The 13,434-nt window shown below is 67.0% G+C and carries 14 protein-coding genes; 5 read left to right on the forward strand and 9 right to left on the reverse strand.

All coding sequences use genetic code 11. From position 1 onward, the window contains the following. The first annotated feature begins 175 nt into the window (after positions 1-175). Entirely contained in the window at positions 176-631 is a 456-nt protein-coding gene (locus V6Z91_RS10855; protein WP_338770265.1) for a MarR family transcriptional regulator, read from the forward strand. On the opposite strand, the gene V6Z91_RS10860 is transcribed toward V6Z91_RS10855, so the two are convergent. From V6Z91_RS10860 to V6Z91_RS10870, 3 genes are read right to left on the reverse strand one after another with little or no spacing between them, the layout of a single operon-like run. After that, positions 628-990, reverse strand: coding sequence for a DUF3325 domain-containing protein (locus V6Z91_RS10860; protein ID WP_338770266.1), 363 nt, complete (start codon positions 988-990; stop codon positions 628-630). The two genes, V6Z91_RS10855 and V6Z91_RS10860, sit on opposite strands and share 4 nt — an antisense overlap. Next, positions 987-2,612, reverse strand: a complete 1,626-nt coding sequence (locus V6Z91_RS10865; RefSeq protein WP_338770267.1) for a PepSY-associated TM helix domain-containing protein — start codon at positions 2,610-2,612, stop codon at positions 987-989. The genes V6Z91_RS10860 and V6Z91_RS10865 overlap by 4 nt, the downstream gene beginning before the upstream one ends. Further along, positions 2,609-2,938 carry an iron transporter gene (locus tag V6Z91_RS10870; protein ID WP_338770268.1) on the reverse strand — a complete coding sequence of 110 codons (330 nt, stop codon included), beginning with the start codon at positions 2,936-2,938 and terminating at the stop codon, positions 2,609-2,611. Before V6Z91_RS10870 ends, V6Z91_RS10865 begins: the two co-directional genes overlap by 4 nt. A gap of 200 nt (positions 2,939-3,138) precedes the next feature. On the opposite strand from V6Z91_RS10870, the gene V6Z91_RS10875 reads away from it, so the two are divergent. Then, on the forward strand, positions 3,139-3,861 hold the full coding sequence (locus V6Z91_RS10875; RefSeq protein ID WP_338770269.1) for a siderophore-interacting protein: 723 nt from the start codon (positions 3,139-3,141) through the stop codon (positions 3,859-3,861). A gap of 8 nt (positions 3,862-3,869) precedes the next feature. On the opposite strand, the gene V6Z91_RS10880 is transcribed toward V6Z91_RS10875, so the two are convergent. The 5 genes from V6Z91_RS10880 to V6Z91_RS10900 form a co-directional block, all read right to left on the reverse strand. Next, a complete protein-coding gene (locus V6Z91_RS10880; protein ID WP_338770270.1) occupies positions 3,870-4,076 on the reverse strand; it encodes a hypothetical protein in 207 nt (68 codons plus the stop codon). A gap of 252 nt (positions 4,077-4,328) precedes the next feature. Continuing rightward, positions 4,329-5,423 (reverse strand): porin, encoded by a 1,095-nt coding sequence (locus tag V6Z91_RS10885; RefSeq protein ID WP_338770271.1) that lies wholly within the window; start codon positions 5,421-5,423, stop codon positions 4,329-4,331. Positions 5,424-5,541: 118 nt separating this feature from the next. Next, the gene (locus tag V6Z91_RS10890; protein WP_338770272.1) at positions 5,542-6,852 is read right to left on the reverse strand and encodes a gallate dioxygenase; all 1,311 of its coding nucleotides are present in this window, start codon (positions 6,850-6,852) and stop codon (positions 5,542-5,544) included. 22 nt (positions 6,853-6,874) lie between these two features. Beyond that, a complete protein-coding gene (locus V6Z91_RS10895) occupies positions 6,875-8,206 on the reverse strand; it encodes an aromatic acid/H+ symport family MFS transporter (protein ID WP_338770273.1) in 1,332 nt (443 codons plus the stop codon). A 210-nt stretch (positions 8,207-8,416) separates the two neighbouring features. Beyond that, positions 8,417-9,643 (reverse strand): LysR family transcriptional regulator, encoded by a 1,227-nt coding sequence (locus V6Z91_RS10900; RefSeq protein WP_338770274.1) that lies wholly within the window; start codon positions 9,641-9,643, stop codon positions 8,417-8,419. A gap of 116 nt (positions 9,644-9,759) precedes the next feature. On the opposite strand from V6Z91_RS10900, the gene V6Z91_RS10905 reads away from it, so the two are divergent. The 3 genes from V6Z91_RS10905 to ligK are packed head-to-tail and all read left to right on the forward strand — an operon-like array spanning position 9,760 to position 12,605. Then, entirely contained in the window at positions 9,760-10,851 is a 1,092-nt protein-coding gene (locus tag V6Z91_RS10905) for a 4-oxalomesaconate tautomerase (protein ID WP_338770275.1), read from the forward strand. A gap of 28 nt (positions 10,852-10,879) precedes the next feature. After that, positions 10,880-11,905 carry an amidohydrolase family protein gene (locus tag V6Z91_RS10910; protein ID WP_338771802.1) on the forward strand — a complete coding sequence of 342 codons (1,026 nt, stop codon included), beginning with the start codon at positions 10,880-10,882 and terminating at the stop codon, positions 11,903-11,905. Positions 11,906-11,921: 16 nt separating this feature from the next. Continuing rightward, positions 11,922-12,605, forward strand: a complete 684-nt coding sequence (gene ligK / locus V6Z91_RS10915; protein WP_338771805.1) for a 4-carboxy-4-hydroxy-2-oxoadipate aldolase/oxaloacetate decarboxylase — start codon at positions 11,922-11,924, stop codon at positions 12,603-12,605. Between the two features lie 169 nt (positions 12,606-12,774). Here ligK and V6Z91_RS10920 read toward each other — a convergent pair whose 3' ends face one another. Further along, the gene (locus tag V6Z91_RS10920) at positions 12,775-13,371 is read right to left on the reverse strand and encodes an O-methyltransferase (protein WP_338770276.1); all 597 of its coding nucleotides are present in this window, start codon (positions 13,369-13,371) and stop codon (positions 12,775-12,777) included. Positions 13,372-13,434: the final 63 nt, after the last annotated feature.

The raw sequence follows: 13,434 nt of genomic DNA on the forward strand, positions 1-13,434 counted from the left end.
GGTTGTCGAGTCTTGCGCATCGCCCCCCGGTACGGGCGCGCGGCGCAAGGCGGTGCCGCGCGAGAGGTCTTCGCGAGCCTGGAGGATTCTACAGCCGCGTTGCCCCGGTATCCGCGAAAATCGTGTGCCTGCCGCCGCACGGTATACTCGGCCCGCCATCCTGTTCCGAACGATCATGCCGCCACCCGCCGACCAGCCTGACGACAGCGCCAGCGCCGTCTTCGACGCCATCCACGAAATCATGCATCTGTACCGCGCGCAGCAGTACCGCACGCTGCGCGACGGCCCGCACGACCTCACGCACATGGAAGCGAAGGTGCTGGGTTACTTCATGCGCCACCCCGGCGCCACGCAGAGTGACCTGACCGCGCATTCCGGCCGGGACAAGGCGCAACTGGCGCGGCTGATCCGCGGCTTGCGCGACAAGGGCTTGCTGGAGGCGACGGTGGATGAAGCCGACCGCCGCAGCACGCGCCTGCACGTGTCGGATGCCGGCAAGGCGATCGCACGCCAGGTGCAGCAGAGCGGCGAGCAATTGGCCCAGGTGGCCGCGGCGGGCCTCGACGCACGCGAGCGCCAGGAATTGCTGGCGCTGTTGGAGAAGGTGCGTGCCGGGTTCGGCGCCGATTAGCGCAGCACGATGGCCAGCGCGGCGGTTGCGCAGGCCACGAACGCGGCGCCGGCCGCCGTATGCCGCGCGTGCTGGGCGGCGTACGTCAGCACCGCCACCGATGCCCAGGCGCCGACGGACAGTACGCCGCACCACAGCACGATCGCCTGGCCGGTGTCGCGCACCGCCAGGCAGCACCACAACGAGATCGCCAGCCCGATGCTGCCGCCCAGTTGCAGCATGCGGCGCAGCGGTGTGGGCGGCATGCTGCCACGGCCATGGATGGCTTCCCAGTGCCGGTCCATGCCCAGGGCCAGGGCGCCGAAGCCGGCGGTGGCCGCGCCCAAGGCGGCGATGGTGAAGAAGATGGCGGCGCTCATGCATTGCTCCCTGCGAGTTCGGGCTTGGAATCGGTGTCGGTTTTTTGCGCCGCCCTGGCGGGCTTCGGCGCCCTGGCGTTGCCAAGGTAATGGCTGCTGTACAACAGGAAGGCGCCCAGCAGCAGGGTGACGATGTCGAAACCGGCTACCGGCCACAGGCCCTGCGCGATGCTGGTAAGCAGGTGCGCGCCGCCGGTCGCGCCATTGAGCAGCGGCAGCAGCGCGAACGCGGCGCCGCCGATGACGAGCTGGATGCGCCACATCGGGCGGCCGGGCCTGGCCAGCGCGGCGATGGCGGCGATGGCCCACGCGGTGAAGAACCAGCGGATCTCCGCATCCGGCCGCTGGGCGATGCCCGTTTCGATGAGGCGGTTGGCCCAGAAGTAGACGGCCATCGCCAGCGGCAGGCCGGCCACCGCGCCGATGTTCAAGCCATCGACGAGCCGCAGGCCGAAGCCGATCCTGCCGGCGTGGGCCTTCAGGTGCTTCGGGCGCTCCTTCACGGCCCACAGCAGCAGGCCGGTCGCAACCATCAGGCAGCCGGCCAGGCCGCAGGCGAAGAACAGCCAGCGCGTGAACGGGTCGGCAAAGCGCGCCACGTGCAGGCCGTACATCACGCCGCGCGTATCCTTCGCGGCGCCGCCGTGCCCGGCCGGTGCCGATACCAGCTTGCCCGTCACGCCGTCGAACACGAGCGTCGGCACGTCGTAGTTGATGGCGTGGCCGGTCTGCTGCGTGATCGACACGGTGGCGTTGGCGTCGTTCGGGAAGGCCACCGTCACGCGGCCGACAGGGGCGCCGTTCCACGCCCCCGATGCCTGCTCCACCATCGGTCCCAGCGGAGCCAGCGCCGCCGAAACGCGGGCGGCCCTCGCATCGGCCGGCGGGCTGTTGAACAGCTCGGAGAAGAAGGCTTCCTGCCTGTCCGGATACACCGCCTGGATGGCCTGCGGGAAGTACATGAACATCAAGGTCAGCAAACCCGTGTACGTGATCATCAGGTGATAGGGCAGGGCCAGCACGGCCGATACGTTGTGGAAGTCGAGCCACGAGCGCTGGCCCTTCTTCGGCCGGAATGTGAAGAAATCCTTGAAGATGCGCTTGTGCGTGACGATGCCCGACAGGATCGCCACCAGCATGAACATGGCGCAGAAGCCCACGATCCAGCGCCCCCAGATCGGCGGCATGTAGTGCAGGTCGAAATGCAGGCGGTAGAAGAAATCGCCGCCGCGCGTCTCGCGCGGGGCGGACAGTTCCGCACCCGTGGCCGGGTCCAGCACGAGGGTCTTGATATTGCGCCGCCGGCCGGTGCTTTCGCCCGGCGGCGGCTTCGCGTTATAGCTGACGCGCAGGCCCGGCTCGCGCTCGGTGGGCAAGGTAATGAACCAGCGCTGCGACTTCGGTGCCTTCTCCTGCAGGGTAGTCACGGCGTTGGTCGCGGCCAGCGCTTCCGGGACGGCCGCATGGGCCACGCCGTGCAGTTCGGGCTTCATCCACAGCGTGATCTCGTCGCGGAAATAACTGGCGGTGCCAGCGGCGAACACCATGAACAGTACCCAGCCGACCAGCAGGCCGGACCAGGTATGCAGCCATGCCATCGACTGGCGGATGCCTTCCTTCATGCCGCCCCCTTGGCCAGCAGCACGGCGGCGGGTAGCGCTCCCGCGATCAGCAGGCCGACGATCGCGCGCAGTGCCGTGCGCGCGCCGAAGCACCACATCGCCGCGCACGGATAGATCGCCAGCGCCATCATCGTGCCGGTGAGCGCCGCTTCCACGCGCACGGCAGGCAACATCAGCGCCAGCGCCGCGGCCCAGGCGGCAGACAGGGCGTAGCCGCCCAGGATCGCGGCGAGCGCGCGCACGGCCACGCCGGTGCGGTAGCGCCAGCCGGGGCCCGGCTTCTGCGGCCTGGTGGGCAAGGGAGCCGTGGTGGGGTGTGTTTGCATGGTCGGTCAGGTGGCGCGCGGCGTGACGGGGATGGACATGCGAGGCTTGGCAGGGTGGATTCGCAAATAGAAATGAGAACTATTCTCAATTATGGCAATATTGCGGCAGCAATGCAACATTGAAGCACGTGTAAATTTAGTTGACCATATCAACTAACTGCGGGCAGAATAGGAGACATTATCAACTAAGGGAGTGGCCAATGAATCCAGTCAGGGAAAGCCGGGTGCAGCGCGTGCGGCACGAACTGAAACGGCGCGATGTCGAAGTGGTGAAGGTGGAGCCGCTCGGCAGGCACTTCGTGGCCGTCACGTTCCGCGGCGAGGAGCTGGCGGACTTCGTTTCGGCCTCGTTCGACGATCACGTGAAGTTCATCTTCGACGATGGGGGCGCGGAGCCGGTGCGCCGCGACTACACGCCGCGCCGCTACGATCGGGAAGCGCGCGAACTGACGATCGAGTTCGCGCTGCACGGCGATGGCAAGGCATCGTCCTGGGCACGCCAGGCAGCTGTGGGCCAGCGCGCGACGATCGGCGGCCCGCGCGGCTCGATGATCGTCCCTATCGACTACGCATGGCACCTGCTGGCGGGCGACGCGACGGCTTTGCCGGCGATCCGCCGCCGCATCGAGGAGCTGCCGTCAAGCGTGCGCGCTATCGTCGTCGTCGCTTGCGAAGACGTTGCAACGCTCACCAGTGCCGCCCAGCTCGACGTGTGGCAGGTGGCCGATGGCGCAGCGCTGGTGGAAGCAATCCGCGCGATACCGCTGCCGCCCGACGATGCCTTCGTGTGGTTCGGCGGCGAGGCGTCGATCGCCGCGAAGGTGCGCGACGTGGTCCATGGCGAGAAGGGGTTCCCGCGCACGGCGAGCCGCATTTCGGCGTATTGGAAGGAAGGCGCTTCCGATCACCACGAGGATCTGTAACGGCGCTTTCAGCGCACGACACGCCCCGCCGGCGCATGGCGCCCGAAGCGCGGGCCGCTCAGCACGCGCATGGCGACCTCGCGCGGCACGCCGCACCTGAGCATGAACTCCAGCGCGGGCGTCACGCCGTCGGCCAGCGACACCCTCACGCCCGTCTCCACGCACTGCGCCATGCGCCAGTTGGTACGGGCTTCGTCGCAGACTGTGTATTCCATGGCAGCCTCCGTTTCGTCCGGTTGCGACCATCATATCAAGTCCGTGGCTTGGCACGATAACTTGAGAAATCACTTTAACTTTTGGGCGCTTGCTGAGTCGCTCCCGTGCAACTCGGCCGTACCCGCGCAACGGTTGCAAGAAAATCGGTGACAGGCACCCGGCTTCGGCAAATATTTCCGGAAACCGGGTGCCTGTCACCGGTGTTCGAAAAATGTTTCAGAAAAGCCGGTGCCTGTCACCGGGGCTGGGCGTCAGAACGCGTGCTTGATGCCGGTGATGATGCCGGTTTGCGACATGCCGGCGCCCACGGAGCCGCCCGCGGACATGGCGACGGCGGCGGTGCCGTCGTTGTTCAGGCGGCCGCCGGCGATGTAGACGGCGGTGCGGGTCGACAGCAGGTAGGTGGCGCGCACCAGGGCTTGCTTGGTGTCGTTGCCGGTGGCGCGGTAATCGAGCCTGGCGAGCTGGCCGTCGATCGTCAGCAGCGGCGTCACGTTGTAGGCGACGCCCACGTAGTACAGGCGGCTCTTCGGCTGCGTCGTCGAACCCTCGTTATCGCGCAGCAGCACGCCGCCGCCCACCTTCCAGTCGGCCCCTTTCAGCAAGCCGGCGACGTGCAGGCGGCTGTCGGTCTTGTCGCTCGTGTTCAAGCCGTTGGCGGCCGTGGGGCTGCCGTGGATGCGGTCATAGGCGGCCAGTACGGTCCACGTGGGGCGGTCGTAGCGCAGCAGCGCCGACCATTCGCGGCATGCTTGCGCATCGGTGGCCGATTCGCCGGCGCAGTTGGTCCCCGAAGCGCCGCCGGCCGACGAGGTGTCGCGCCCCAGGCTGTACGTGGCGCCCACGGTCACGCCGTTGAAGGTGCCCTTGTAGGCAATCGAATTGTCGCTGCGGCCATTCGGCACGGCCGGATCGAGCGCGCCCAGGCCGTATTGCGACGGGCCGAACGTGTCGACGTCGAACGAGGACACGTACAGCATGTTGTAGTTGCGGCCGATGGTGACCTGGCCCCAGCTGCCGGCCAGGCCCACCCATGCCTGCCGGCCGAACAGGCGGCCGCCCTGGTTCAGCGTCCCGGAATCGGGCGCGAAGCCGTTTTCCAGCGTGAAGATGGCCTTCAGGCCATTGCCCAGGTCTTCGCTGCCCTTGAAGCCGATGCGCGACGGGAACATGCCGCCGCCCAGGCTGGGGCTGCGGGTCACGTCGTTGCCGGCCGCGTCCGCGTTGGTGTAGTGCTCGACCGCGGCATCGATGATGCCGTAGACCGAGATGGAACTCTGCGCCTGCGCCGGCAACGTGGCGGCCATGCCGGCTGCGATGGCAGTGGCGATCAAAGTCTTCTTCATGCTGTCTCCTCCAGTGAATCGAATCGTTATGCGTGGACATGCGTGCGTTGCCGCGCCCGGCCAAGGGGCGGCATCGCGCTAAAACAGGGAATGCGGGCGGCAAGCCCGCAACGGCGAATCAGGCCTTCGGCTTGTTCCAGTCGGCGTCCTTGGCGGCGCCGCCCACGGAGTACAGGGCTTTCGTGTTGCGCGTTTTCTGGAACTCTTCCAGTGTTTCACCTCGCATGGCCGCGTAGATGTGCAGGTTCGACACCCCCACCGCGGCGCCCAGCTTCTCGAGCAGGAAGAAGATCACGCCGTAGCGGATCATGCCCTGCCAGTCGCGCTCCGAGATGAGCCGGCGCTCGACGTCGGTCAGGCCGGCCTCGTCGTATGTCGCTTCCGGCGCTTCCTTGAAGCGGGCGCGGAACTCGGGCTTGATCAGCTGGTGCAGGTACTTGTTGACCCGGTAGGCGCGCGAGCTCGTCTCCAGCGTGAACGGGTAGGTGCCGGCCAGTTCCTCCGCCCCCTTCGTTTGCAGGGCGATATGCTCGCGGTGCCGTTCGATGGCGCGCCGGTGCAGCGCCGGGTCGACCGGCACGGCATTCTCGTAGATCGATACGGCGATACCCGTCATCGAAGGCAGGTAGTACTCGCGGTGCAGGCAGTCGATCTTGCCGGCCATGGCGCCGCGCATGATCATCCACATCACCACCTCGGCGCTTTCCCAGCCGCCCAGGCGGGCGAAGTCGGCGTGCGTCAGGTCCAGCAGCGCTTCGGGGTCGGCCTCGAACATGTCGAGGAAGCGGCTGTCCCACTCGGTATTGTTGAAGCCCGCGCGCTCGCCGTGCACCTGGTGCGACAGGCCGCCGGTCGCCACGATGGCCACGTTGATGTCCTCGGGGAAGCTCTCGATGGCGCGGCGCAGCGCCTGGCCCAGCTTGTAGCAACGGCGGCCGGACGGCACGGGGAATTGCAGCACGCCCACCTGCAGCGGCACGATCTTGCCCGGCCACGCATCGACCCCATCCTTGCCGTCGTGCGGCCACATGATCGACAGCGGCGAGAAGCAGCCGTGATCCAGGGGTTTGTCCTGGAAGAACGACATGTCGAATTCGTCGGCCATCAGCGACTGGCCGATATGCTGGGCCAGGCCAGTGTGGCCGCCGACGGGCGGCAGGTTGCGCGCGCCGCCGCCTTCGTCCGCCGGCCTGTATTCGCTGCCGATGCCCAGCGCGAATGCCGAGTAGTGGTCGAAGAAGAACGAGGTGACGTGATCGTTGAAGATCGTCAGCAGCACGTCGGGCTTCTTTTCGGCCAGCCATTGCTGCACCGGCTCGTAGGCCTTGAAGATCGGGGCCCAGACGGCGTCGTGCTGCTTGTTCGCGTCCAGCGCGAAGCCGATCGTGGGAGTGTGGGAAGACGCGATTGCGCCGATGATGTTAGCCATGATGGTTCATTCCATTACAGTGTCAGGCCAAGGCCGGATGTTTTTTTCCCAGCGTGGCCGCGATGATCGCGATGGCGGCAATGGTGGCCGGAATCGCCAGGATTGAGATGACGGACGAGAAGCCCCAGCCCATCGTCAGCAGCATGCCGCCCAGGAAGGAGCCGGATATGCTGCCGAAGCGGCCGATGCCCAGCATCCAGGAAACGCCCGTCGCCCGCACCGCGGTCGGGTAGCAGGAGGGAGCGAAGGCATTCATGCCCGTCTGCGCGCCGCTCATGCAGAAGCCGGCCAGCAGCACGAACATGGCGAACAGCGACGATTCCACGCCGGAGGATGCCAGCATCAGGATGAAGGCGGCGCCCCCGATGTAGGCGGTGGCAATGACCTTGTTGGGTACCCAGCGGTCCATGAAGTAGCCCACGAACAGCGCGCCCACGGTGCCGCCCAGCTGGAACAGCGCCGTGATGTTGGCGGCGCGCTCGATCGGCAGGCCGGCATCCTTGATCAGCGTGGGCAGCCAGCCGCTGAGCAGGTAGATCACCATCAGGCCCATGAAATACGTGGCCCACAGCGACAGCGTGGTCTTGCGGAACTGGCTCGAGACGAGGGCGGCGGCCGGCGCGGCGGTCTTCACGGCCTGTTCGCTGTTCGTGTATGCCCCGGCCTGCGGAATGTCGTTGCCGCATACGCGGCGCAGCGTGCGGGCAATGCGCTCGGCGGGGAATTTCTTCGTCACGAGGAATTGCGTCGATTCCGGCACCAGCCAAAGGTAGAACGGCAGGCAGGCCAGCGGGATAGCGCCGCCGATCATCAGCACCGTGCGCCAGCCGTGGTCGGGCAGGATCGCGGCGGCGCCGAAGCCCACCAGGGCGGAACCCAGGTTGAAGCCGGTGAACATGATCGCCAGCAGCGTGCTGCGGCGTTTCTCGGGCAGGTATTCGGAGAGCAGCGTGGTCGTCGTCGGCATCGCGGCGCCCAGGCCCAGGCCGGTCAGGAACCGCAGCACCGATAAGGTAATGACATCGGTCGCGAAGCCGCACAGCAGGCTGAACAGGCCGAACCAGAAGATGGACGTCATCAACAGTTTCTTGCGGCCGTAGCGGTCCGACAGCGGGCCGACCAGCAGCGCGCCGATGGCCAGGCCGATCGGCGCGGCGCTCATGACGACGCCGAACGCCGCCTTGGAAATGCCCCATTCCCTGGTGATGGCGGGCGCGAGGAAGCCCATGATGGCCACGTCCATGCCGTCGGTAGCCACGATGAGGAAGCAGAGGACCAGCAGCAGCCACTGGTAGCCGCTCATGCCGCGGCCGTTGATGGTTGCCCGGACGTCGAGCGATTGTACGGTATTCATTAAGTCTCCAGTCGGTAAACACCTGTTTTGATCGGGCAGCGCGCGTGGCTACGCTTTCCTGCCCTGTAATGCCTGGCATGAATATCAGGCATCACCACGCAACAAGTGTACGTTTTGGAGTCGCGGCAAGTATTGCCTTTACCTGCCGCGGCGTTGCAATCTGCTTATCGGCATGGGAAGAGAACGGTAAAGAAATGTAAAGCGGGGGTGCTATCGCCAGCGTGCACTGGCTGCGTCGATCTCGCCCAGCAGCGCGTTCGCGCCGGGCGACAGGTGGGCGCCGCGCCGCGTGATCAGGCCGATCCGGCGTTCCAGTCCGGCCATGTCGTAGGGCAGCACCGCCAGCTGGCCGGTCGCGATTTCATGGTGCAACTGGTGGGCCGACAGCGCCGTGAGCATGTCGCTTTCCACCAGCAGCCCGCGCAGCAGCGCCAGGTCGCCCGTTTCCACGGCCGGCTGCGGCGGCACCGCGCCGCGCGCGCGGAAAAAGTTTTCCAGCGATTCGCGCAGCGGCGTGCCGGCGCGCGACAGCACCCACGGCCAGCCGGCCAGGTCGGCATCGGTCACCCGGCGCTTGCGGGCCAGCGGATGCCCGCTGCGTGCCACCAGCGCGACCATGTCCTCGATCAGCACGCGGTCCTCGAATGCGTCGCCGGCCCCAGGCCGCAGCGCGCCCACGATGAAATCCACGCGGCCCGACAGCAGCCCGGCGGTCAATTCCTCGTACGGGCTTTCCAGTGAACGGATGCGCAGGCGCGGGTGCTTTTGCAGTACGGCCGCGATGGCCACCGGCAGCAGCTGCGAGCGCGCCAGCGGCAACGCGCCGACGGTGACCACGCCTTCCACCACGCCGGCCAGGGCCGCGATGTCCTCGGGGATATGCCGCAGTTCCGCCAGCACGCGCTCGAAGCGCTCCACCCAGCGGCGGCCGGCATCGGTCGGGACCATGCCGTGTGCGGTGCGCAGGAACAGCGGCTGGCCCAGCATGTCTTCCAGCCGCGCGATGGCCTGGCTGACGGCCGATTGCGAGGTGCCCAGCGCATGCGCCACCGTCGGCATGTGGTGCACCTCGGCCAGCAGCGCGGCGGCCTGCAGGCGGCGTTCGTTCAGCAGCGCCTCGATGCCGCCGACGTTGGTCCCCTCCCTGCCACCGTTCTTGTCGCCCGTTTTGCGCAGGCGCACGGCATCGTCCCGCACGTCGCGCAATTCCGCCTCGATGCGGTCGGCACGCAGCTTGGCCAGCTGGCCGGCCGCCGTGAGCAGCATGCCGCGCCCCTTGCGCTCGAACAGCAGCACGCCCAGGCTCGCTTCCAGCGCCGTCACGGAGCGCGCCACGGCCGACGATGCCCGGAACAGCGCGTCGGAAGAGCGGCGGATGCCGCCCGTGGCGGCGACGACGGAAAACGCGTGCAGGTGGCGCAGGCTGACAGTGCTCATGGAGGCATCCGAAACGAGTCGATAAGAGAATTAGAACAAAACCAGCGCGACAACGCAACCACGCGGCAAGCGCCCGGCCGGATACTGGCCGCATGTCAACTCACGCCGACCGAGCCATGGACTACGCTCCCTCCGACCTGCGCGCCGTGCCCTGCATGCTGATGCGGGGCGGCACGTCGCGCGGCCCGTTCTTCCTCGAATCCGACCTGCCGGCCGATCCTGCCCGGCGCGACAAGCTGCTGCTGGCCGCGATGGGTTCGCCCGACCCGCGCCAGATCGACGGCCTGGGCGGCGCGCATCCGCTGACCAGCAAGGTCGGCATCGTGCGCCGCAGCACCACGCCGGGCGTGGACCTCGACTTCCTGTTCGCGCAACTGCAGCCGAACGGCGACACGGTGGACGTAACGCCGAACTGCGGCAACATGCTGGCCGCCGTGCTGCCATTCGCGCTGGAACGCGGCCTGCTGCCGATCGGCGACGGCACGACGACGGCGCGCATCCTCACGCTCAATACCGATATGCAGTGCGATGTGAGCGTGCCCACGCCGGGCGGGCGCCTGCAATACACGGGCGGCACGCGCATCGACGGCGTGCCCGGTACCGCCGCTCCCGTGAGCATCAACTTCCTGGATACGGCCGGCTCTGTGTGCCCGGGGCTTCTGCCGAGCGGCCGGGCGCTGGACCGCGTGGACGTGCCGGGACTCGGCACCGTGGAGGCCACGCTGATCGACAACGGCATGCCGATGGTACTGGTGCGCGCCGGCGACTTCGGTATCACCGGCGATGAAACGGCCGGCGAGCTCAATGCCCATGGCGCCTTGAAGGAAAAGATCGAAGCGCTGCGCCTGGTCTGCGGCCCGCTGATGGGCCTGGGCGACGTGAAGGCGAAGAACTACCCGAAGATGTGCCTCGTCGCGCCACCGAAGGCGGGCGGCGCGATCGCCACCCGCTGCTTCATCCCGCACGTGTGCCATGACTCGATCGGCGTGCTGGCGGCCGTCACCGTCGCCACCGCCTGCGTGCTGGATGGATCGATCGCCCAGGGCATCGCCGCCGTGCCGGCCGGCCGCACGAAGGCCGTTTCGGTCGAGCACCCGACCGGCGAATTTTCCGTCGAGCTGGAAGTCGACGGCCAGCAAGTCGCCCGCGCGGCCCTGCTGCGCACCGCCCGCCCGATCATGCGCGGCGAAGTACTGATACCAGAGTAACAACGAGGAATACGAGATGAAGAACCCATTGATCATCGATTGCCACGGCCACTACACGACGGCGCCCAAGGCGCTGGAGGATTGGCGTAACGCGCAGATCGCCAACCTGAACACGCCCGAGCAGGGCCCGCGCGTCTCCGATCTGAAGATTTCGGACGACGAACTGCGCGAAACGATCGAGACCAACCAGCTGCGCCTGATGAAGGAGCGTGGTTCGGACCTGACCATCTTTTCGCCGCGCGCCAGCTTCATGGCCCACCACATCGGCGACTTCAACACGAGCGCCACGTGGGCCGCGATCTGCAACGAGCTGTGCGCGCGCGTGGCGCAGCTGTTCCCGGACAACTTCGCGACCGCCGCGATGCTGCCGCAGTCGCCCGGTGTCGATCCGTCCAGCTGCATTCGTGAGCTGGAGAAATGCGTGAAGGAATACGGCGCCGTGGGGCTGAACCTGAATCCCGATCCATCCGGCGGCCACTGGACGTCGCCGCCGCTGTCCGATCGCCACTGGTACCCGATCTACGAAAAGATGGTGGAGTACGACATCCCGGCGATGATCCACGTCTCCACCAGCTGCAATGCGTGCTTCCACACGACCGGTGCGCACTACCTGAACGCGGACACGACGGCCTTCATGCAATGCCTGACGAGCGACCTGTTCAAGGATTTCCCCACGTTGAAATTCCTGATTCCGCACGGCGGCGGCGCGGTGCCTTACCACTGGGGCCGCTTCCGCGGCCTGGCGCAGGAAATGAAGAAGCCGCCGCTGGCCGAGCACCTGCTGGAGAACATCTTCTTCGACACCTGCGTGTATCACCAGCCGGGCATCGACCTGCTCACGAAAGTGATCCCGGTGAAGAACGTGCTGTTCGCCTCCGAGATGATCGGAGCCGTGCGCGGCATCGACCCGGAAACGGGCAACTACTACGACGACACGAAACGCTATATCCAGGCCGCCAGGCTGACCGACGAGGAACGCTTCGCGATCTTCGAGGGCAACGCGCGCCGCGTGTTCCCGCGCCTGGACGCACAATTGAAACAGAAGGGACAATGACATGAGCACACCAATGATGAATCAGCTGGGCATCGTCAAGCGCCATATCGAGCGGGCCGATCCGGCCGCCGTCGCGCGCCTGTCCACGCTGGGCAGCGCCACCGTGCACGAGGCCATGGGCCGCGTGGGCCTGCTGAAACCCTATATGCGCCCGATCTACCAGGGTGCCGAAGCCACCGGCACCGCCGTCACCGTGCTGCTGCACCCGGGCGACAACTGGATGATGCACGTGGTGGCCGAGCAGATCCAGCCGGGCGACATCGTGGTGGCCGCCATCACGGCCGAATGCACGGACGGCTACTTCGGCGACCTGCTGGCCACCAGCTTCCAGGCGCGCGGCGCCAGGGCGCTGGTGATCGACGCCGGCGTGCGCGACGTGAAATTCCTGCGCGAGATGGGCTTTCCCGTGTGGAGCAAGAGCATCAGCGCGAAGGGCTGCATCAAGTCCACGCTGGGTTCCGTGAACATCCCCGTGCTGTGCGCCGGCGCGCTGGTCAATCCGGGCGACGTGATCGTGGCCGATGAAGACGGCGTGGTGGTCGTGCCGGCCCTCGATGCGGCGCGCGTGGCGGACGTGGCGCAACAGCGCGAGGACCTGGAAGGCGAGAAGCGCGCCAGGCTGGCAGCGGGCGTACTGGGGCTGGACATGTACAAGATGCGCGAGCCGCTGGCCGCGGCCGGGCTGAAGTACATCGATTGATCTCCCGCCGAGCTCGTGTCACGGTGCCTGACCCCGTGACACGAACTCAGCCATTGTGCATCATGAGCTCGTGTCAGGGTGCCTGACCCCGTGACACGAACTCGGCCATTGTGCATCATGAGCTCGTGTCAGGGTGCCTGACCCCGTGACACGAACTCGGCCTTCAGTGTCATACGCCGCTGCGGGTGGCGAGGAACTCGCCCTTGCCCACGGCAACGAGGCTGCACAGGAACCCGTCATCCTGCACCGCCTGCATGAAGGATTCCATTTCCTCCGCGTGCGGGATGGCGTTGTCGACCACCAGCAGGCCGCGCGGGCGCAGCACGCGCCGGATTTCGGGCCACCAGCCTTCGTACTGGCTGCGGTCCGAATCGAGGAACACCAGGTCGTAGGCCGCGTCGCCGGCCACGCGCAGCACCTCGCCTGCATCGGCGTTCAACGCGTCGATGCGCTCGCCCAGCCCGGCGCGGGCAAAGTTCTCCTGCGCCATTGCATACTTCGTATCCTGCAGCTCCACCGTCGTGACCCTGCCGTCGGCATCGAGCGCGTTCGCCAGCCACAGCGTGGAGTAGCCGTTCGAGGTGCCGATCTCGAGGATGTCGCGGGCAAGCGTCGCGCGCACCAGCACGGCCAGGAATTCGCCCGTGTCGCGCGTGATGTTCAGCATGCGCTGGGCGCTGCCCGGATCGCCATGCTTGACGGCGTCATCGTTGTCGCTGCCGAACCGTTCGAGTTCTTCCAGCAGCAGGGTCAGGTCGGTATTCATGGCGGCTCCTCGGGAAGGGTGCCGCCATGTTGCCAGAAATCGCGGCGGCGTTGCAACGCGCGG

This window comes from Massilia sp. METH4 (assembly GCF_037094685.1).
In the GTDB taxonomy this organism is placed as follows: Bacteria; Pseudomonadota; Gammaproteobacteria; order Burkholderiales; family Burkholderiaceae_D; genus Rugamonas.

Bases quoted from the DNA above. Each gene is read 5' to 3' on its own strand.
- V6Z91_RS10855 (WP_338770265.1), top strand. From the start codon at position 176: ATGCCGCCACCCGCCGACCAGCCTGACGACAGCGCCAGCGCCGTCTTC.
- V6Z91_RS10860 (WP_338770266.1), bottom strand. From the start codon at position 990: ATGAGCGCCGCCATCTTCTTCACCATCGCCGCCTTGGGCGCGGCCACC.
- V6Z91_RS10865 (WP_338770267.1), bottom strand. From the start codon at position 2,612: ATGAAGGAAGGCATCCGCCAGTCGATGGCATGGCTGCATACCTGGTCC.
- V6Z91_RS10870 (WP_338770268.1), bottom strand. From the start codon at position 2,938: ATGCAAACACACCCCACCACGGCTCCCTTGCCCACCAGGCCGCAGAAG.
- V6Z91_RS10875 (WP_338770269.1), top strand. From the start codon at position 3,139: ATGAATCCAGTCAGGGAAAGCCGGGTGCAGCGCGTGCGGCACGAACTG.
- V6Z91_RS10880 (WP_338770270.1), bottom strand. From the start codon at position 4,076: ATGGAATACACAGTCTGCGACGAAGCCCGTACCAACTGGCGCATGGCG.
- V6Z91_RS10885 (WP_338770271.1), bottom strand. From the start codon at position 5,423: ATGAAGAAGACTTTGATCGCCACTGCCATCGCAGCCGGCATGGCCGCC.
- V6Z91_RS10890 (WP_338770272.1), bottom strand. From the start codon at position 6,852: ATGGCTAACATCATCGGCGCAATCGCGTCTTCCCACACTCCCACGATC.
- V6Z91_RS10895 (WP_338770273.1), bottom strand. From the start codon at position 8,206: ATGAATACCGTACAATCGCTCGACGTCCGGGCAACCATCAACGGCCGC.
- V6Z91_RS10900 (WP_338770274.1), bottom strand. From the start codon at position 9,643: ATGAGCACTGTCAGCCTGCGCCACCTGCACGCGTTTTCCGTCGTCGCC.
- V6Z91_RS10905 (WP_338770275.1), top strand. From the start codon at position 9,760: ATGGACTACGCTCCCTCCGACCTGCGCGCCGTGCCCTGCATGCTGATG.
- ligK (WP_338771805.1), top strand. From the start codon at position 11,922: ATGAATCAGCTGGGCATCGTCAAGCGCCATATCGAGCGGGCCGATCCG.
- V6Z91_RS10920 (WP_338770276.1), bottom strand. From the start codon at position 13,371: ATGAATACCGACCTGACCCTGCTGCTGGAAGAACTCGAACGGTTCGGC.